Source organism: Longimicrobium sp., from assembly GCF_036388275.1.
Lineage (GTDB): Bacteria > Gemmatimonadota > Gemmatimonadetes > Longimicrobiales > Longimicrobiaceae > Longimicrobium.
The window spans coordinates 69,582-89,689 of sequence record NZ_DASVSF010000055.1 but is presented as its reverse complement, the minus strand read 5'-3'; the positions used below and the strand labels follow the sequence as shown (position 1 = coordinate 89,689).

General features: G+C 69.0%; 16 protein-coding genes. 1 reads left to right on the top strand and 15 read right to left on the bottom strand.

The window, feature by feature from the left end; translation table 11 throughout:
- Nucleotides 1-77: 77 nt before the first annotated feature.
- The 6 genes from VF632_RS11620 to VF632_RS11595 form a co-directional block, all read right to left on the bottom strand.
- Complete coding sequence (locus VF632_RS11620) at nt 78-236, bottom strand: hypothetical protein (protein ID WP_331023055.1); 159 nt, start codon at nt 234-236, stop codon at nt 78-80.
- A 91-nt stretch (nt 237-327) separates the two neighbouring features.
- A complete protein-coding gene (locus tag VF632_RS11615; RefSeq protein ID WP_331023054.1) occupies nt 328-750 on the bottom strand; it encodes a hypothetical protein in 423 nt (140 codons plus the stop codon).
- Between the two features lie 59 nt (nt 751-809).
- Nucleotides 810-1,184 carry a hypothetical protein gene (locus tag VF632_RS11610; protein ID WP_331023053.1) on the bottom strand — a complete coding sequence of 125 codons (375 nt, stop codon included), beginning with the start codon at nt 1,182-1,184 and terminating at the stop codon, nt 810-812.
- 220 nt (nt 1,185-1,404) lie between these two features.
- The gene (locus VF632_RS11605) at nt 1,405-1,542 is read right to left on the bottom strand and encodes a hypothetical protein (protein WP_331023052.1); all 138 of its coding nucleotides are present in this window, start codon (nt 1,540-1,542) and stop codon (nt 1,405-1,407) included.
- A 108-nt stretch (nt 1,543-1,650) separates the two neighbouring features.
- On the bottom strand, nt 1,651-2,409 hold the full coding sequence (locus VF632_RS11600) for a hypothetical protein (protein WP_331023051.1): 759 nt from the start codon (nt 2,407-2,409) through the stop codon (nt 1,651-1,653).
- 110 nt (nt 2,410-2,519) lie between these two features.
- A complete protein-coding gene (locus VF632_RS11595; RefSeq protein ID WP_331023050.1) occupies nt 2,520-2,732 on the bottom strand; it encodes a hypothetical protein in 213 nt (70 codons plus the stop codon).
- Between the two features lie 359 nt (nt 2,733-3,091).
- Between VF632_RS11595 and VF632_RS11590 the strand changes: the two genes are divergently transcribed.
- Nucleotides 3,092-3,640: a hypothetical protein gene (locus VF632_RS11590; RefSeq protein ID WP_331023049.1), complete on the top strand. Its 549-nt coding sequence runs from the start codon at nt 3,092-3,094 to the stop codon at nt 3,638-3,640.
- Nucleotides 3,641-3,656: 16 nt separating this feature from the next.
- Here VF632_RS11590 and VF632_RS11585 read toward each other — a convergent pair whose 3' ends face one another.
- The 9 genes from VF632_RS11585 to VF632_RS11545 all read right to left on the bottom strand — a co-directional run bounded on the left by VF632_RS11585 (nt 3,657) and on the right by VF632_RS11545 (nt 20,102).
- Entirely contained in the window at nt 3,657-6,878 is a 3,222-nt protein-coding gene (locus tag VF632_RS11585; RefSeq protein ID WP_331023048.1) for an error-prone DNA polymerase, read from the bottom strand.
- Nucleotides 6,879-6,936: 58 nt separating this feature from the next.
- Complete coding sequence (locus VF632_RS11580; RefSeq protein WP_331023047.1) at nt 6,937-8,334, bottom strand: hypothetical protein; 1,398 nt, start codon at nt 8,332-8,334, stop codon at nt 6,937-6,939.
- Between the two features lie 664 nt (nt 8,335-8,998).
- Nucleotides 8,999-9,760: a hypothetical protein gene (locus VF632_RS11575; protein ID WP_331023046.1), complete on the bottom strand. Its 762-nt coding sequence runs from the start codon at nt 9,758-9,760 to the stop codon at nt 8,999-9,001.
- Between the two features lie 696 nt (nt 9,761-10,456).
- The gene (locus tag VF632_RS11570) at nt 10,457-10,639 is read right to left on the bottom strand and encodes a DUF1540 domain-containing protein (protein WP_331023045.1); all 183 of its coding nucleotides are present in this window, start codon (nt 10,637-10,639) and stop codon (nt 10,457-10,459) included.
- Nucleotides 10,640-10,824: 185 nt separating this feature from the next.
- Nucleotides 10,825-13,143: a DUF2723 domain-containing protein gene (locus VF632_RS11565; protein ID WP_331023044.1), complete on the bottom strand. Its 2,319-nt coding sequence runs from the start codon at nt 13,141-13,143 to the stop codon at nt 10,825-10,827.
- A 146-nt stretch (nt 13,144-13,289) separates the two neighbouring features.
- A complete protein-coding gene (locus VF632_RS11560; RefSeq protein WP_331023043.1) occupies nt 13,290-15,797 on the bottom strand; it encodes an MHYT domain-containing protein in 2,508 nt (835 codons plus the stop codon).
- 141 nt (nt 15,798-15,938) lie between these two features.
- Entirely contained in the window at nt 15,939-16,097 is a 159-nt protein-coding gene (locus tag VF632_RS11555) for a hypothetical protein (RefSeq protein WP_331023042.1), read from the bottom strand.
- 111 nt (nt 16,098-16,208) lie between these two features.
- Nucleotides 16,209-16,814, bottom strand: coding sequence for a TetR/AcrR family transcriptional regulator (locus tag VF632_RS11550; protein ID WP_331023041.1), 606 nt, complete (start codon nt 16,812-16,814; stop codon nt 16,209-16,211).
- A gap of 114 nt (nt 16,815-16,928) precedes the next feature.
- The gene (locus tag VF632_RS11545) at nt 16,929-20,102 is read right to left on the bottom strand and encodes a hypothetical protein (RefSeq protein WP_331023040.1); all 3,174 of its coding nucleotides are present in this window, start codon (nt 20,100-20,102) and stop codon (nt 16,929-16,931) included.
- Nucleotides 20,103-20,108 lie beyond the last annotated feature (6 nt).

The window sequence follows — 20,108 nt, the reverse complement described above, 5'->3', positions numbered from 1 at the left end:
GGCACCCGCTGTGATCGAGAGTGTTTGTGCTCGTCAGATGAACCTGGTCAGGCCCCGGACGCCTCCTGCGTCTCAGGTCATTGGAAGGTCGAAAACAGGTCGTGCGCCGGAATCGACGTAACGCCGGCAAGCGCACTCCATAGCGCGGCCTCCAGCGCGGGCTCGGAGTTGGGCGTCAAGGAGCGGGCGTTGAACAGCCCAACCATCGAAAAGTTGTCATACGAGCGCACGAGCATGGCCGTCGTGCCGGGCAGCTATCCCCCGTGCCACCAGTTCGCGTCGCCCTGGGTCGGGCGGACGAACCATCCAAGTCCGTAGAAGATGACTTTATCTATAGCTGAAAATGATGCTGCTTTCCATGTTATGTAGGTCTACCGAGTTCTCCACACGCCCCCAGGAATAAAGGGCTGGAAGTAGATTCCATACTTTAAGCCATGTGTCATTCTGCTCTTTCTGCTGCGTCATCTTTTCCTCCGTCACATCGGCCCAAGAAGTGCCAAAGCGCGGATGTGCATCAGTCAAGGTCACGCGCTCCAGTTTTTGTGAATGAAAGTACAGCATGATGTAAAACCGTGTACCCGCCACTCCGACAGGAGCAAGGCAATACGAACACCAAGGCTCATTCTGCACCCCTATCTTCGCGCCTTGGGACAAAGAGGACACTAAAAAGCTTTCTCGTGTTAATTCCGGGCCGATCGGGCACTCGGATTCCGGCAGATAGATCTTGCCCGTTTCTCTCCTGATCATCATCGTAGCACCGTATAGTGATGGCAACACTGCGCGCAAAGGCGGAGCCAGAGTCATCCCCGTCAGCGTTCGTATGGGTCGGGTAGCGGCTCCCCCGCCTGCAGGTAATCGTACACGCGGCCGGGATCGACCTGCCCCCAGTAACGAACCTGGAATTCCGGACGCCTGCCCGGCCGAGCCAGGGCCGCGGCGGGCAACTCGGGCGCCACCAGCCACCGGGGTGCCGCCCACTCCTGCGCCACCACCGCCAGTGGCCGCGCTCCCTCCACGATCCACGTCGCATGCCCGCTGGCAACGCTTGCCAGGTAGTGCGCGCGCAGCACCGCCTCGACCAGCGCGCCGATCGACGTGTCGCTCGCCAGCGGGACACTCCACTCATGCGGCGCATCCACGTCGTCGCCCATGGCAACGCTGTCCCGCCAGACCACGATCGGCATTGGGGATCGGCTCCGTGCGCGTGAGAATGCCCTGCTCCGGAACGATGCCTGGCCGTGAGACGGGCTCGCCGACGTCCGCGAGAAGATCCGACCAGCCTCGAACGTGAACGGCCGGATAGCCATCCAATCCGGAGAGTAGTCCTGCTCGGCGGCGCGGGTCAAGATCATGGAACAGCAACGCCCGCCCTCGCCGATGCGGCTCCTGGAAATTGTAGGTTCGTCACGCCGTCCTTCTTGCCCAGCTTCCGCGCACGGCCAGGATGCCGTTGCCGTCGATGATCTCGCGCTCCTTTTCGTAGAGCTGGGGCGGGATGATCACGTCCAGGCGCCCCGTTTCGTCCTCCAGCCCCATGAACACGAGCCCTTCGCGTCACCGGCCGCTGGCGCACGGCTTACTACCCCGCGTCGTGACGCGCTCGCCGTAATCGGGATAGGGATGCGCGCCCGATACACACCTGCCACTCGTTCACAGCCGCCCGGCTTGTCCCCTTAGAGACACCAATACCTGATTGACGCGTGCGGCACGCATCAACTTTCCGGCCGACCACATGAAAAGAGCGCGCACCGAGGTGGGCGACCAATAGTCGGGATGAGTGAGCAGGTAGATGTGCGGGGGAGCAGTCGTCCCCCAAGATCTGCGTAACGCGGCCACGGTACCCACCCCCATGAAGCAGACGCCTACATCGGATATGTAGCTAAGCCCGGAGAAGTCTATCGACGCGTAAGCGTCGCCAACTAGCCCGTTCCGGGGAAGTAGTTCCGGCATACGCAGGATGAGATCTCCGTTCGTACGGTATCCCTGCTTGCGGATGCGAGGGTTGCCATGCGGACAAACGGTCGATACCGAGAAGCCCTCCCCCCGCATGATAGATAATTCGTCCTCAAAGTTGGCCGCTGCGCTCGTCAGGTCACCGCGGCAGCGGTCGAGCGTCTCATAGTGGTACCCAACCTCATGTCCCATCGAAGCGATGCGGTGCATCAGGGACAGGTTGTGCGAGCCAGGATAGTGCGATGATCGGAAGTAGTATGTCGCCCTTACGCCACGCTCTGCTTCAATCTCGGCAATTCGAACGGCCCGTCGAGCATCGTAGTCAACGTCGTGCCGAAGCAGCACCACGCGGTCTGGCTGCGGCAGGCTCAGATGCTCGTGTACTGTGGCTGTGCGATATCCGCGCTGAAACAGATCGTCTAGTAACTGGGCGTAGTGCCGGTGGGTAAAGTCCACAGATCAGAGCTAACGCGCGGGGATTTAGAATGCGGCACTCCAGATTGAGCCGCCGAACGACACAAGGGTTAGTGGTGCGGGGCCAGCGCGCAAGACTCTCGTTCCGTGCGTCAGTGATAGTCGTGTGAGCGGACGATCTCGCGGGCGTCGTCCAGGGTGAGGGGGAAGAACGTCTCGGCCTTCAGGTTCGTCACGCCGTCCTCCTTTTCCAGCTTTCCCCGCACGGCCAGGATGCCGTTGCCGTTGATGATGTCGCGCTCCTTTTCGTAGAGCTGGGGCGGAATGATCACGTCCAGGCGCCCCGTCTCGTCCTCCAGCCCCACGCGCGCTCGCCGTAATCGGGAGAGCGATGCGCGAGCGCCCCCCTTGCAAAATGTGGGAGCATTCGAACCCCAACATTCATCCTCTATTCCCGCCACAGGTGGACACTGCGCTACGCCTGTGGCCGCTTTGCAGCGCGGGGTTACGCATCCAATGTGGACGCTGTTACCTTCGCCGCATGCCGAAGCCACGCGTCTACGTCGAAACCACGATCCCCAGCTTCTACCACGACCCGCGGACCACGCCCGGAGTCGTCAAGATGCGGCGTTGGACTCGCCTCTGGTGGAGGGGTGCTCCCGACCGTTGCGAGCTGGTCACTAGCGATGTGGTACTGCAAGAACTCGCGGCTGGAACCCACGAAATGGCCCGCTCGCGAATGGCGCTCGCTGCGCCTCTCCTGCGCCTGGAAGCCGGGCCCGCCGTGGGCGCGGTCGTGGATGAATACCTGAAGCACAAGCTCATGCCCGCGGTACCACCGTTCGATGCGTGGCACCTTGCCCTTGCCTCGACGCACAAATGCGATTTCATTGTTGACGTGGAACTGCAAGCATCTGGCGAATCCCAACAAGGCGCCTCACGTGGCGCGCATCAACGCGTCGCTGGGATTGTACGTGCCGAGGCTCGCAACTCCGCGGGACCTGCTTTGGAGGGAACGATGATCGATTGGGACTGCGGCTTCGAGTGGACTGAAGAGATCGACGCGACAATCGAGGAGATCCGGGAGATTCGCCGCAAGATGTGGGCGGAGTTCGACAATGATCCCCATAAGTTTTCTGCCTCTATGATGGAAAAGCATGCTGAGAGCGTTCGGCAGGGACACCCCGAGATCAAGCTGCCTGAAGGAGAGGCCGCCCGAATCTCTGCCGCTTGCGAGGCCATGCGAAGAAAACGCGAGGCCCACCAGCGATGATCGAGGCGGTCTCGCGTCAATGATAGTCGTGTGAGCGCACGATCTCGCGCGCGTCGTCGAGCGTGAGGGGAAAGAACGTCTCGGCCTTCAGGTTCGTCACGCCGTCCTCCTTTCCCAGCTTTCCGCGCACGGCCAGGATGCCGTTGCCGTTGATGATCTCGCGCTCCTTTTCGTAGAGCTGGGGCGGGATGATCACGTCCAGGCGCCCCGTTTCGTCCTCCAGCCCCACGAACACGAAGCCCTTGGCCGTCCCCGGTCGCTGGCGCACGATCACCACTCCCGCGGTGGTCACGCGCTCGCCGTGGCGCCGGCCCTCCCCGCGCAGGTCGCCCAGCGCCACCACGCCCAAGCCGCCCAGCCGCTCGCGAAGGTGGCGCATGGGGTGCCCGTCCAGATCGAAGCCGGTCACGTGGTGCGCCATCAGCGTCCGCTCGGCGGGCGGCATCTGCGGCAGCCGCGCCGACGACTCCGGGGCGGGCGCCAGCGGTCCCCCGCTCCGGAGTGCCCGCAGCTCGCCCAGTACCGTCCACAGCGCCTGGCGCGGCCCGCCGTCGATCCACGACCGGAACGCCCCCGCCGCCGCCAGCGCCCGCAGCCCGTGCTCCGACGGGAACCGCTCCACCACGTCGGCGACGGAGGTGAACGGCGCCTTTTGCAGCTCGGCCCGGAGCCGGCGCCCCGTCACGCTGCCGAGCCCGCGTACGTATCGGAGCCCGACGCGAACGGCGGGGGGATCAAGTGCCAAGTCCCCAGTACCAAGTACCGGATTCTCTTGGTACCGTGCACTTGGTACCTGGTACTGCCGTTCCAACCCACAGTCCCACCCGCTCACCGCCAGGTCGATCGGCAGCACCACCACCCCGTGCTGCCGCGCGTCGTGGATCAGCGTCGACACGGGGTAGAAGCCCATCGGCTGCGCGTTCAGGATGGCGCACAGGTACTCGGCCGGATAGTACAGCCGCAGCCAGGCGCTCGCGTACGCCAGCAGCGCGAACGAGATGGCGTGGCTTTCGGGAAAGGTGTAGCTGGCGCACGCCTCCAGCCACCCCAGCACCTTGTCCGCCGCGTGGTCGTCCACGCCGCGGGCGCGCATCCCTTGGCGGATGCCCTCGGTGGCCTGGTGCATCTCGTCACGCGTGCGCTTGCGGCTCATGGCGCGGCGCAGGCGGTCGGCCTCGCCCGGCGAGCAGCCGCTGACCACGATGGCGCACCGCATCAGCTGCTCCTGGAAGAGCGCCAGGCCGTGCGTGCGCCCCAGCACCTCTTCCAGGTCGGGATGCGGATACTCCGTGGGCACCTCGCCGCGCCGGCGCGCCAGCATCTCCTTCACCTGCCCGCCCAGCATGGGCCCGGGACGGATGGCGCCCACGGAGATCACCACGTCGTAGAAGCAGGTGGGCTTCAGCCGGGGAAGGAAGTTGGCCTGCGCGCGGCTCTCGATCTGGAAGAGGCCGATGGTGTCGGCCGCCCCGATCTGCGCGAACACGGCGGGGTCGTCCATGGGCAGGCGGCCGATGTCCACCTCCACTCCCCGCCACTCGCGCACCAGGCGGATGCACTCGCCCAGCAGCTTCAGCATCCCCAGCCCCAGCAGGTCGAACTTGGGAACGGCGCGGTCGGCGCAGTCGTCCTTGTCCCACTGGATCACCGTGCGCCCCGGCATGGATGCCGGCTCGATGGGCACCGACTCGCCCAGCGGCGCGCCGGACAGCACGAACCCGCCGCTGTGAATCCCCCGGTGCCGCGGCAGCCCGTTCAGCCCCGCCACCAGCTTTACCAGCGCCTTGGCCTTCGGTTCCGCCGGGTCCAGCCCAATCGACCGCAGCGCCTTCCCCTCGCCCATCTCCAGCCACTCCGCCGCCGTCTTCGCCGACGCGTAGCCGTCCAGCCGCTTGGCCAGCAGGTCCGCCTGCGCCACGGGAAGCCCCAGCACGTGCATGGCGTCGCGCACGGCCGAGCGGCCGCGGTACTCCACGTGGGTGCACACCATGGCGGCGTGGGCACGTCCGTACTTGGTGTAGACGTACTGCAGCACGCGCTCGCGGTCGTCCAGCGCGGCGAAATCCACGTCGATGTCGGGGGCCTCGGGACGCTCGACGGAAAGGAAGCGCTCGAAGAGCAGCTGGTTGGCCACGGGGTCCACCGCCGTCACCCGCAGGGCGTAGCACGCCAGCGAGTTGGCCGCCGAGCCGCGTCCCTGGCACAGGATGCCGCTTTCGCGCGCGAACCGGCAGATGTCCCACACCACCAGGAAGTGGTCGGCCATCCCCACCTGGCGGATGATGGCGAGCTCGTGCTCCACCTGGCTCCAGTGGCGCGCCGAGGCGTCCGGCAGCCGCTCGCGAAGCCCCTGGCGCACCAGGTGCTCCAGCAGGGCGTCCGCCGAGTCCCAGCCGGGGAGCAGGGGAAAGGAGGGACGCGGGGCGGGCAGGTCCAGCAGCTGAAAGCCCCCGCAGCGCTCCGCGATCTCGCGGGTGCGGCGAATGCCTTCCGGCGCGTGGCGCCAGCGGCGCGCCATCTCGGATGGGGGCTGCAGACACCACTCGGCCGAGGGGCGCAGCCAGCCGCGGCGGTGCGCCTCGTCGAGCGTGGTTTCGCGGCGGATGCAGGTGAGCAGGTCGTGCACGGCGCGCGCGGCGGGGTCGGCGTAGTGCACGTCGTGGGTGACCACCCAGGGCACGCCCACGTCGCGCGCCAGGTCGCGCAGGTCCGCGCACAGCGACGCCTCCTGGTGCGTGCGGTGATCCCACAGCTCCAGGAAGAAGCGGTCGCCGAACACCTCCTTCATCTCCCCCGCCCTGGTGCGCGCCTCGGCGTAGCGCTCTTCGGAGAGCAATTGGGGGATGCGGCCGCGGGGGCAGCCGGACAGGGTGATCAGCCCGGTGGAGCGTTCGGCGAGCGTTTCCCAGCGCAGCGACGGCGTGCCGCGGGGGCTCTCCATCCGGGCACTTGACAGGAGCCCGCAGAGGCTTTTCCAGCCGTCCGGGTTTTCCACAATCAGCGTGAGGTGCGACCCGTCATCCAGAGTAGCTTCCGCGCCCAGCAGAGGGGTGATCCCCGTGTCCCTGCACGCTTTCGAGAAGCGGACGGCGCCCCCCAGATCGTCGTGATCCGTCAGAGATAGATGCGTATAGCCCAGCTCGGCCGCCCGCGCCGCCAGCATCTCCGGCGTGGACGATCCGTCACACAGCGAGAAGGCGCTGTGACAATGCAGCTCGACGTAATCTCCAGCATTCACAACGACTTACCTCAAAATCCGCGCGCATCGCGCCATCGTGATCCCCACCCGAGCCGCCTCAGTCGTACCACCCTTCCAGGTGCCACGAAGCGGTAACGGCATCCCGGTATATCAATCCAAGCCACCCCTCGGGAGACTCCACCCGCCAGTACTCGCGCGCCTCTCCCTGGGCCCACCACCCCCCCGAAATCCTCTCCGGACCTTGGACAACAGTTTTCCACAATCGGGGTGGAAAACCCTCGATCCCCACGCCCGGCAATGCATTTTGCCCCGCAGGAATGTCCACCTGTACGGGGCGGTGTTCCGGGTCTTCGCGAACGCCGATGTCAAGGGGTTCGGGAAGACGCCGAAAGCAGAGCGGCAGGGTGTTGCGAAAGCCGATGGCCCCGTCGCGCGCGGAGGGTTCGGCCGGCGGGCGTGCTCCGGCGAATGGCGCGATCCCGTCGCTGCCGCGCGCCACCCAGGCGGCGTTCTCGCCCGGCAGGTGGGCGCCGTGCAGCACGGCCTGGCTGAGCGCGCCCGCGCCCCAGCGCGCGAACACGGGAAGCAGGGCCGCGTGCAGCGCGCCAGGGTCGGGCGCGGGGGCCTGAAAGGCGTCCAGCTGATCGGCGCGGGCGGCGCCCTCCTCTTCCGCCAGCAGCGCAATGCCGCTCACCGGGCCGGCCAGGGGGTGCTGGTCGATGGCCCGGCGGCACAGGTCGGCCAGGACGCGCACGTCCGCCGTGGGGCGGGCGGGGCGCACCTCCCTCGCGTCTTCCGCCGCGTCGGGCACGCGCAGCGTCAGCCGCAGCCGTGCGGGAATGCGCTGGCGCCGCGCCAGCTGCGCCGCCACCTGCCCGATCAGCCCCTGCAGCACGAAGCGCAGCGGCTCGGACGAGTCCACCGGCGGCTCGAACTCCGCCTCGGCGCTGGCGAGCCCCGGCTCGGGGGGGCGGAAGGGCCAGCGCGCGTCGTCGCCGCCCGCCAGGCGCCATGCCCGCAGACCGTCCGCGCCGAAGCGGAGTTCCACGTCGGCGGGGACCAGCGCGCCCAGGTCGCCGCAGGTGCGCAGCCCCAGCAGGTAGAACGACTGCCGCAGGTCGGGGGTGATGGGCAGCAGCGAGAGCGAGCGGCGGCGCAGGTAGTCGGCCTCGCCGCCGGGCGGAACGACGCGCACCTCGTGGCGCCGCTCGCGCGTGGCGGCCGCCGCGGCGATGCACGAGCCGGCGATGCCCACGCGGGCTTCCCATCCCGCCTGGCGCGCCGCCTCGGCCAGCCGCCGCGCGACGGCCGCGTCGCCGCCCAGCCCCGCCATGCCGCTGGCGTCGGCCCAGAAGGCGCACGGGTACTCGCGGACGGGGACCACGCGGGGCGCGGCGGCCAGCAGCGCACCCGCCAGCGCGGCGCGCGCGCTAGCGTCCGGGGCGGGCGTGTCCGCGGGGACGGGCACGCGGATGCACGCGATGCGGCGGCTCACGTTCCCCCGCCCCCGGCCCCTCCCACGCAAACCGCGCGGGAGAGGGGAGAACTTCGATCGCGGTTCGACGGGACGCCTCGCACGCCGACGGTGCGCCGATGCTCACCCGCTCGGATGGGCTTCGAGAACGGCCGTGCATGCCGCGGCCGCCCTCTCCCCCCGGCCCCCTCTCCCGCAAGCGGGAGAGGGGGAGAATTCACACCGGGTGAGGCTGGGTTTGGCTCATGCCGCGGGGTGGCCCCTCCCCCGGCCCCTCCCCCGGCAAACTGCGCCGGGAGAGGGGAGAGGTTCGATCGCGGGGCGGCTGGCTGCCTTGCATGCCGCGGCAGCCCCCTCTCCCGGCCTCTCCCCCGCAGACTGCGCGGGAGAGAGGTGCACTTCGAGCGCGTCTCGAGTTGCTGCGGGTGCATGCCGCGGCAGCCCCCTCCCCCCGGCCCCCGTCCCCCGCTTCGCAGGGAAGGGGGAGAATTCGATTGCGCTTCGGCTGGCGTTACGCGCCGGACTGGCTCCCTTCCCCCGCGCAGTTTGCGGGGGAAGGGTTGGGGATGGGGGGCGCCGGCCCGAGCACCGGGCCCATGGTCACGCACCACAATTCGAAGTGTACCCCCTCTCCCACACTGTTTGTGGGAGAGGGGGGCCGAGCCTAGGCGAGGCCGGGTGAGGCCTACGCGTCCCATGCGCTGCCTCCGCGGCGTGCGCCGGCGCGGCGGTCGGGGATGCTGTCGGGGCGAAGGCGGACCGCTGGCTCGTGCACCAGCTCCACCTCGCGCTGGCCCGTGCGCGCGCCCCAGCCCTTGGCCATCCCCACGGCCGAGGCGCGGCGGAAGCGCCCACCCTCGCGCAGCCCCACCCGGCCCACGCCCGTGCGCCGGAATTCCAGCTTCACGTCGGCGCGCCAGCCGGGGCCCGCGCCGTCGGTGGAAAGCAGCAGCGCCGCGTCCGTCTCCCGCGCCAGGGCGCGCAGCCGGTGCGCCTCTACCGGCTCGGGTGCCGGGCCGTCGAGCACCACCAGGCCAAAGGCCCCGGTGCGCAGCAGCGTCTCGGCCACCCACGCGCCCTCCATCGCCTGCCCGGCGCTCGGCGGACGCGCCACCCACAGCCCCGGCGCGGAGTGCCCATCATCCCAGCACCACGAGGCCGGGTCCAGTGTGCGCGTGGCATCCACCAGCGCCACCAGCACCTCGCGGCACGCCGCCTCCACCAGTACGCGCAGCGCGGCGGTGCGGCCGGCGGTGGCCTCGCCCGCCCACACGGTCAGCGCGCGCCGGGGAACGCCTCCGGGCACCAGCGCATCCAGCGCCGCCACGCCGGTGCGAAAGCCGGGCTGCTCGCGCGAAGGCGCCTGCCCTGGCAGCGGCACGATGGCGCTGCCGAAGCGCTGTTCCAGGTTGGCGCGAAGCAGCTTGAGGTCGGGTGCGGCACTCACGTCCAATGGTCCTGCCTGGGGGGGTGACAATTCACGGTTCCCGTCACCGGGCAAGCAAGAGTAATACCGAATAAATTCCGAATCAAGGCTCTGCTATGATTTCTCTAAGTAGTTGCCAAACGTGCATTTAAGATGAAGTAAACGGAGTGCGCCGCCGTCCACATTGCAAAAGTTCACGCCCGGCTATTCCGTCCATCTCGCAGGCGTAATGCGGACTGGTTAGCGGCACGTGAACAGGGTGCGCGGGCAGAAGTGGGCGGGTGCGTCCACGAGGGAGATGTTTTCTCCTCCCCCTTCCTGCCGATGCGGAAACCGCCACGGCGGGGGCAGCAGGAGCACTCGGCGGGAGGACAGAAGCCGGGGCGCGCCCCCTCATGGAGGCCACACGACAGCAGGCCAGTCCACGAAGGTGGACATCGTGTGGTCGTTGCAGCGAATTCATTCGCCCGCGGAGGCTTGGGCCGCTCCCCCAGGCGAGGACCAGGACCGAGGCTCAGGGTTCCGTGTCGCTGCCGCGCTCGGGTGAAGTGGCTCCCGCGGCAAGATCCCACGGCCCTGCATGGTATGCACTGCGGGCCGGTTCAGTGCGCTCGGGCCTCTGGATGACAGGCGACGGTGTGGCCGGAGTTGGTGCAAAAAAAAGCGGGCGCCCCTCGCTGGAGGGGCGCCCGGCTCGTGAGGCAGGTCCGTCGCGAACTACGGGCGCGGACGGGTGTTGCCCTCGGGCGTGTAGGTGCCGCACTCGGCGCCGCTGCCGCTCACGCGCACCTCGATCTGCCCGGCGTGGCACTCGTGGTGCTCGTTGAACTTGCAGTCCGTCACGGTGCACGCGCCCACCACCGACGTCTGCGCCTGCGGCCTCTCCAAGGGATTCTGCATGGTGTGACCTCTCCGGTTGAGTATCGGTGTCGTGCCCGGCTTCCCACTCAGGCAAGCTGCGGGCCAGAGACCTCGCAAACTTCGTTCTGGCAATAGCTTGCGAATGATTCTCAATCTGCGGGGATACGAAGCGCCCCTCCGGAAGGTCCGGAGGGGCGCTTTGGGCAGAGCGGGAGCGGGCGCGCTCAGCGCTCGGCGAGCGCCTGGAATTCCTGGGCCCGGACCTCGTCGCGCGCGGCCTGCTGTTCGTTGCGGCGCACCCGCTCGGCGGTAGCCAGCGCCAGCCAGGCGTAGGTGTACTGCATGGGAATGTTGCGCGTGGCGTCGTCGGCCCAGACGGCCTTCTGCGCAAGCCCATGGTACTGCGCCTCGCGCTCCAGCATCGCCCGGTTGCGGTCGATGTCCATGTAGCCGCCGGTGAACTGCATGATGTTGGGGGCCGCCGGCATGGGCGTCAGCTGGGCCGCCTGCGCCTCCTGGGGCGTCACCAGCTTGAACGACATCCCGGTGCGCGCCACGTGTCCCAGCAGCCCCAGCTCGGCATGCGTGTAGGTGGTGGACGCAAAGTGGATGGGACGGTCGCCCCAGGCGTGGTTCAGCATCACCGCCAGGAACTGGTGCGCGGGGCTGAGCACGGTGCCCGGCTCGATGGTGAACGTCTGCCCGCGTGCCTGGTACGTCATCCCCTCGCCCGCCTGCTGGGCGTATCCCGCCGCCACCTGGTCGATCTGCACGTCCGTCAGGGGCACGATGGCGCGGGTGGGCGCCCGGTTGGCCGTGGCGTAGAACGCGGGCGCCTTGGACGCATCGAAGGGGCGCTGGCAGATGATGACCGTGGGATCCGCCTCGGAGGCGCCGGGGCGCGGGCACGCCTGGGTGAGGTCGCGCAGCTGCTTGACGTACCATCCCGTGTTCAGGTACGACATCACGATCACCGTCACGTCGCGGCGGATGCCCTCCACCTCCTGCACGTACCAGAGCGGGAAGGTGTCGTTGTCGCCATTGGTGATCAGCACCCCGTACGGCTCCACCGACTGCAACAGGTTGTACGCGAAGTCGCGGGCCGCGTAGTCCCCCGCGCGGCTGGCGTACTTCCAGTTGAGGCCCAGCGGGATCAGCGCGATCAGCATCACCGGCGCCGCAGTCAGGATCGCCTTGCGGCTGCGCCCGAGGGTGTCGGCCAGGCGCAGCCACAGCGACGTCAGCCCCACGCCTACCCACAGCCCCCAGACGGAGAAGGTGCAGATGTAGAAGTAATCGCGCTCGCGCACCTCGGTATCCAGTTGCCTCTCCTGCCCCTGCACGTAGCCGTACTTGAAGTTCATGTAGAACACCAGCAGGAATGACAGCGAAAAGAACAGGGTTCCGATGTACCAGAAGCTCTTCTTGTCGCGCCGGTAGTGCTCCATGGCGCCCCAGATGCCCAGCCCCAGGAACAGCAGCGTAAAGGGAACCCGCGCCGGCGGCAGGTAGCCAAGGCGCCCCTGTAGCGACCGAGACCACTGCCAGTCGAAATACTGGTAGAAATTCGCCAGCTGCATGCCCAGCGGCGCCATGCGCTGGCTGACGGGCGGCTTCTGGTACTGCTCGCGGCGGAGCACCGAGCCCAGCATTTCGCAGCCGGCGTCGGACCTGCCGTCGGTGAAGATGGTGGTCAGGGCGGCGCCCAGACCGGCATCCTGCTGGCAGGTGGGCGAGGCCTCGTTGATCACCGGGTTCAGCCCCGCCCGGATGGGGAGGTACAGCTGCATGGAAAGCCCCAGCAGGATCACCGGCAGGCCAAGCGCGTACAGCTTCCAGTTGAGCAGCGAGCGGGCCTTCACCAGCAGCACGAAGATGAACAGCGCCGGCGCGGCCAGGAACGCCATCTTGTGGTTGCCGATGGAAAGCGCCAGCACGTACAGCACGAACAGCATGGCGTTGTCGTCGTGCCAGCGGCCGGTCTTCTGCCCGGAGTGCGCCTCTACCCGGTCGCGCCAGCGGAACGCCACCCACGACATCAGCGCGATGGTGAACAGCGTGACGGTGTACACCTTTTCGTTCACGTTGCTCTGGTTCCACACCGTGAACGCCGTTCCCGACACGAACACCGCCGCCGCGGCGCCCACCCGGCGCACCAGCTCGCTGGGGGTGAAGTACGCCAGGATGCGGTGAACGACCAGGAACCAGAAGAACGAGGCGCCGGCCGTCATGAAGGCCGAGAACAGGTTGATGCGCACGGCCACCGGCAGCCCCAGGGGCGACAGCAGCAGCGACCACGCCTTGGCCAGCAGGACGAAGGTGGGGTTTCCCGGCGGGTGCGGAATGCCCAGGACGTGCCCGGTGGCGATGTACTCGCTGGTGTCCCAGAACGCCGTCGTGGGCGCCAGGGTCACGGCGTACAGCACGAACAGCGCGGCGGCCGCGGCGGCCGCCCACAGGAAGGGCGGGCGGTACGTCTCGGCTGCGAAAACGGGCTCCGTCCGCGTCGGGAATACCCGCGCGGTCTGGGCGGCTTGGTTCATCGGGGGCGCTCGTGTGGGACAGGGTGCCTGCTGGGGCAAAATCCCTGCAAACTAAGGGACCGTGCCTGAGTGCGGAAGTGCGTCAGTGCGTCGACGATGCCTTCACACACGCATAGGACGTGGCGGGGCCGAAGATGGTTGCCCGCTCACGCACTCCCCCGCGGAAGGATGAGGGTGAACACGCTCCCCTCGTCCTCGCGGCTGGTGACGCGCAGGTCGCCGTTCATGGCGCGGGCAAGGTCGCGGCTGATGGCCAGCCCCAGGCCGGTGCCCTCGGCAATGCGGGTGAGGGCCGGGTCCACCTGCACGAACGGCTCGAAGATGGCGTCGAGCTTGTCCGCCGGAATGCCCCGCCCCGTGTCGCGGACGTGCACGCTCACCGTGCGCCCGTCCGCCTCCCACCCCATCTCCACCCGCCCGCCGGGCTCGGTGAACTTGATGGCGTTGGTCAGCAGGTTCAGCACCACCTGCTCCATCCGCTCGCGGTCGGCGCACACCGTCACCCCCGGGTCGCCGGGGCGGTAGACGTACGTAAGGCCCCGCGCGCGGATCTGCGGCTCCACCAGCGGCTCCACCGCGGCCAGCACCTCGTCCAGCGGCAGCTCGCGCAGCTGGTACTGCACCTGGCCGGCCTCGAGCTTGGCGAAGTTCAGCACGTCGTTGATCAGCCCCAGCAGGTGCATCTGGTTGCGGCGGATCTTGGCCAGCGCCTCGGCCTGCGCCCGGGTCACCTCGCCGTGGATGCCCATCTCCATCAGCTGCGCGTAGCCGGCGATGGCGTTCAGCGGGGTGCGCAGCTCGTGGCTCATCGTCGCCAGGAACGAGCTCTTGGCGGCGTTGGCCTCGTCGGCCGCGGCGCGGGCGCGCTCGGCCTCCATGGTGCGCGCGGCAAGGTCTTCGTACGCGTGCTGAAGCTCGTCGTGCGCCATCTCCATCTCCGCCTGCGTCTCCTCCAGCTCGGCGGTCTGCTGTTCCAGCGCGTTGCGCGCGTCCTCCATCTCGCCGAACAGCCGCGCGTTGTCGATGGCCACGGCGGCGCGGCGGGCCAGCTCCTCCGCCACGTCCAGCTCGGTGCTCCCGTAGCGGCGGCCGGATTCGGCGTAGACCACGGTCAGCGCCCCCAGGGTGCGGCCGCGGGCGCTGAGGGGAATGCACAGGTACGAACGCAGCCCCAGCGCCAGGATGGCCTCCAGGTGCTCGGAGTCCTGCGCCGCGGCGCGCAGCATGTCGGTGGGGATGTCGGCCACGAACTCCGTCTCGCCCGTCTTCAGCACGTGATACAGCCCGTGGGGCGCGTCGCGCGGGGCGGGCCAGCGCTCCTGGATCTGCGCGACCAGCCGGATCTTTTCGGGATCGGTGTGCTCCACCGCGATCCGCTGCACCTCGCCATCCACCGTCAGCACGTCCACCGCGCACCAGTCGGCCAGGGCGGGAACGGCTAGCTGCGCCACCGTGCGCAGGGTGGTCTCGTAGTCCAGCGACGACGCCAGCAGCCGGCTGGAGTCCGCCAGGAGCTCGCGGCCGCGCTCGGCGGCCCGCCGTTCGGTGACGTCCGCCGCCGCGAACACCCATTCGCGGACGCCGCCGCCGGGCTCGAACACGGGCACGGCGCGCACCGCCATCGTGCGCCACTGCCCGTCGGCCCGGCACAGGCGGTACTCCAGTTCCACCACGCGCGACGCCTCCAGCGCCTCGCCCAGCGCCTGCTCCGTCGGGGGCCGGTCGTCGGGATGGATGCACTCCAGCCAGCCGCGGCCGCCGTAGCGCTCGAAGGGGACGCCGCTGTACGCCGACAGCTCCGCCTGGGGCTCCACGACGTGGCCCCGCGCGTCGGTGGTGAACACCACCCGCGCCGACGCGGCGACGAGAGAGCGGAAACGGGCCTCGCTCCGGCGCACCGCCTCGGTTTCGGCGGAGCGGGCGCGCATCCGCCGGTCCACCATGGCGCCGGCGACGGTAAGGGTCAGCAGCACCAGCGTGCCCACGATCACCCCGGCCGCCAGCCCCTCCGTCCTCAGCACGTGGTCCTGGGGAACGGTCGCCCGCCCGCCGTCGCCCGAGAACACGGCGGCCGCCATGGCCGTGTAGTGCATCCCCGCGATGGCGAAGCCCATCACCACGGCCGCCGCGCCCTTCATCCACCGGCCGTGCGCGGAATCGTCCGTGCGCCAGCGCATGGCCAGCCACAGGGCCAGGATGGACGCGACGACGGCGATGGCCACGGACGCGGCCACCAGCCCCGGCCGGTAGCCGATGCGCCCCGGAATGCGCATGGCGGCCATCCCCACGTAGTGCATTCCCGAGATGGCGGCGCCCATCAGCACCCCCGCGGCGGCCAGCGCGCCGGGGCCCACCCGCGCGCGGCTGGCCACCCACAGCGCGAGCAGCGAGGCGGCCACGGACACGCCCATGGACGCCAGCCAGAGCGGAACGTCGTAGGAGATGGGAACGGGAAGATGGAACGCCAGCATGCCCACGAAGTGCATGCTCCAGATGCCGATGCCCAATGCCACGCTGCCGCCGGCCAGCCACGCCAGGCGAAAGCGCCCCTCGGCGGCGGTCACGCGCGCGGCCAGGGCCAGGGCGGTGTACGACGCGAAGATGGCGATGAGAACGGAAAAGACCACCAGGGCGCTGTGGTACGTGCCCGTCATGAACGGATGTTCGGGAGGAGCGGAGAAGCCCGGATTCAGGGCGGCGTTTCGCAAGAAGGGCGCCGGGTGCGCCGAAACGCGGACGGCCCCGCTCGCGAGCACGCGAGCGGGGCCGTCGGGCGTACGCCGGAGGGGCCGGGGCTACAGGCCGCTCCAGGGGGTGAACGCCACCACCATGATGATAGGCACCATGGGAATGCAGAGGATGCCGACGAGCCAGAGAGCGATCTCCCAGTTCTCGTAATCCTCGCCGTCCACGTCGGTGGTGGCGGCCGTCGTGTTCGGGTCCAGGTCTGCCATCGGCCTCAGCTCAGCTGCCAGGGCCCGCGGAGGCGGGCTCGTTCCGGGTTTCGCCGCGCGGGGGCGGCCGCGGCACAAGCTATCATCCCCGCCCCGCGCTGTCCAGCGGGGCTAGCGGGCGGGGGCGATCCCCCGGTAGAAGGTGCCGGCGAAGTGGTCCGCCCGCGGCGCCAGGGGGCGCGAGCGGTCGCCCAGCAGCCATTCCAGCTCGATCTCCTCGAGCGCGCCGATGAACATCGCGCGGACGAAGGGGATCTCGGCGTCGGCGCGCACCTCGCCGCGCTCCACCCCGCCCGCCAGCAGCCGGTCAATGGCCTGCGCGTACAGCCGCATCACGGGACGCACCGCGCCGCCGAAGAACTTGGACGACTGGCGGGACTCCAGCAGCAGCACCGTGGCCAGGGGCGGATCGGCCTCGATGCTTTCGAACTGCAGGCGAACGAAGCGCGCCAGCCGCTCCTGGAAGGGCGCCTCGGCCTCCATCACCGCCCCGGCCGACGACACGAACTCGTTCACCCGTTCGCGGAACGCCGTCAGCAGCAGGTCGTCCTTGCCCTCGAAGTACAGGTAGATGGTTCCCTCGGCCACCCCCGCCCCCGCCGCGATGTCGCGGATGCGCGCGGCGAAAAAGCCGTGCTCGGCGAACACGCGCACCGCCGAGTCCAGGATGGCCCGGCGCCTGGCTTCGCGGCTTTCGGTGAGTGGGCGCTCATTCATGGCGGAAAGATAGTGGACGGAAGTACCGAGTGCCAAGTACCGAGTGCCAGGAAAGGCAAACGGCACTTGGCACCTGGCACTTGGCACTTGGCACTTGGCACTTGGTACTGCCGTTCAGAACCCCGGCTGCAGGGCGAACTGCCAGTGCCAGCCGCGGTCGCGCTCCAGCGGGTTCACGTACACGGCCTCCAGCACCGCGTACCCGAACAGGTTCACCCGCCCGCCCACGCCCATGCTGGTCATCACGCCACGCTCGTCCGCGCCCGGGGCCACGCCCCGCTTGAAGTTGGGCGAGCTGCGAACCACCTGCTGCTGCCCCGTGCCCAGGTTCTGCAGCGGCGTGTTGCCCCACGCGGTGCCCGCATCGAAGAAGGCGAAGCCCTCCACCGGCGGCAGGCCGAAGGAGCCGCCCAGCACCACCTGCTGGAACACAGGCACACGCAGTTCCACGTTGGCCACGCCCACCCGCGTTCCGATCAGCTCGTCGCCGTACAGGGTGCAATCGTTGCCCTGGGCCTCCTCGCTCTCCACGCAGCTGTTGCGAACGTCGCTCTGCGAGTACCCGCGCATCAGGAACGGCCAGCCCAGGTACAGGTTGCCCACCAGGGCCTCGTCGCGCCCGTAGCGCCCCACGTGAAGGCCGCGGAACGCCAGCGTGAACGGCCGCAGGAAGAAGTAGCGGCGGTAGTCGCCCGTAACGCTGGTGAACTGCGCCGTTCCCAGGGTGGGCGCCACCTCGAAGCGGTACCGCTGCCCCGCGAACGGCGACGTGTAGCCCTGCAGCGCGTTGTCGTACACCAGCGCGGCGGAACCCTCCGCCAGGTTGAACGCATCTCCTTCGTCGCGGCGCTCGTCGTAGGCGGTGACGCCGGTGGTCACGTCGGTAACCAGCTCGCGCACCAGCACGTCAGACGCGAACCGGCGTACGCCGCCGGAAAACTCCATCCGCTGCACCTGCGAGATGGGGTACTGGGTGATGCCCGCCAGCCGCGTGTCGAAGTAGCGGTACCGAACCTCCTGCTGCACGAACTCGGTCTGGCTGCGGTAGCCCTGGGCCCGGCCGCCGTACACGTACGGCACCCGCTGCGCCGACACGCCCCACGTCCAGCGGCTGGCCTGGTTCAGGTACAGGGTGCTGAACCCGATCTCCTCGATCTGCCCCTGCGCCTGCACCGTTCCGAACACCGTGTGCCGCCCCAGCACGTCGCTGAAGATGCCCGTGATGCCGCCGTACAGGCCGCCGCGGTTGAAGCCGCCCCCCGTGTTGGCCGACGCGCCGATCTGCGGCTGGCCCAGGTAGTCCAGCGACAGCCGCGGGCTGTACGGCCGCACCGTCCAGCCGGCCACGTTCGCCGCGTCGGGAAGGCCGAACTGGAACTCGTTGAGGGACAGCAGCACGCGGTTGTACGGCGCGTCCTCCGGGCGCGGCACCGGCGGCAGCAGCGCCGGCAGCGGCACGCCGGGAATTCCGGCCGCCGCCACCTGCACCGGCTCGGGCGCCGTCCCCGCCAGCTCGGTGGGGTTGCTGATGGAGTAGATGTTGAAGCCGCCGCGCTCGTACGCCGCGAACACCAGCCGGTCCATCCGCGACGCGCTGCTGATGGCCGGGCTGAGGTCGGTGATGCCGCTGACGCCGGTGAACAGGTTGGTCACCTGGGTCAGCGCCCCCGTGGCCACCTCGATGCGGTAGATGTTGTTGATCCCCTCGCGGTCGGAGATCACGTACAGTCCCCGTCCGTCGCTCGTCCACTGCGGGTTGATGTTCTTGCCGCCGTCCGCCCGCTGCAGCGTGCGGATCTCGCCGGTGGCGAAGTCCATCAGCCCGATCCGGTATTCGCCGAACGAAAGCTGGTCGAAGTCCGTCTCGCCGCGGTCGGTGGTGAACGCCACCGTCCGCCCGTCGGGCGAGAAGCTGGGCTGCATGTCGGCGAAGCGGTCGTTGGTCAGCCGCCGCGCCACGCCGGTCCGCGCGTTCACCGCGTACAGGTCCGTCACCCCCTGGCTGAGCCCCGACACCACGATGGTCGTGCCGTCGGGCGACCAGGTGGGGTTGGCGATCTCGTCCACGTTGGGAATCTCGAACTCTTGCAGCCGCCCGCCGCGCACGGCGTTCATGATCACCAGCACGTCGCGCCCGCCCCGCAGCGCCGAGAAGGCGAACATCCGCGAATCGGGCGACCAGGTGCCCGCCGAGTTGATGTAGCGAAGGCTGCCGAAGTGCGGATCGAACGCCGTGCCGCGCACCAGCCGCCGGATGATCTCGCCCGTTTCGGCGTTGGCGATGTACAGCTCCACGTCCAGGAACTCCAGTTCCGACAGGAACGCCACCTTGGTGCCGTCCGGCGAAAGCGACGGGGCCAGGTTGATGCGGCCGCCCTCGGTGCGAAGCGTGATCAGCGGGCGGGCCTCCTCGCGCGCCTCGCGCCGGTCGGCCAGCAGCGGCAGGTAGGTGCGGCGGATGGAGGTGCCCCAGTCGTCGACGATGTCTTCCAGCGGCACGTTCAGGATGCGCTGGAACGCCTCGGGGAAGGGCACGCCCTGGCCCACCTGCTTGAGGATCTGCCCGATGGCCGCGTCGCCCCAGCGGCCGCCCACGTAGGCCCAGAACGCCTGCCCCCAACGATAGGGGAAGAAGCTGGGGTCGTACGTCAGCTGCTCCAGCGTGGGAATGCGCCCGGTGAGCGCCGCGTCGCGCAGCCACATGGTGGTGTGCGCATCGACGGGGCCGATGGTAAGGTACTCGGCCATGCCCTCAGAGAACCACAGCGGGACCTGGTACCGCTGCGCGGCCTGCTCCAGCCCGCCCCCGGCGCGGCCCAGCCCCGAGATGTCGTACTGGAAGGCGTGCACCAGCTCGTGGCCCACCACGTGGTCCGTTTCCTCGTACGAGTGGGCCATGGGCAGGATGATGCGCTGCTTGAACGCCTCGGTCACGCCGCCCGTGCCCTCGCCGATGTCGCCGGAAAGGGTCGACGTCTGCTGGAAGTGCGGGTGGCTGGCGTACAGCACGAAGGGCTGGCGGTCCTCGAACTCGTGCTCCAGGATGCGCGACAGCCGCGCGTACCAGCGCTCGTTCATCCGCCCCACGTCGCGGGCGGCCTGCTCCTCTTCGGGATAGTAGTAGATGTCGAAGTGCGTCGTGCGCAGGATGCGGAAGTCGAAGGTGCGGTACTGCACCTTGTTCCTTCCAAAGTACTGTGCCTGTACGGGCGCCGATGCCAGCGCCGTGGTGCCGGCGCACAGCGCGAGCAACGCGGCCGCTGCCCGGAACCGGGTAACTGCGGACATGAGAGA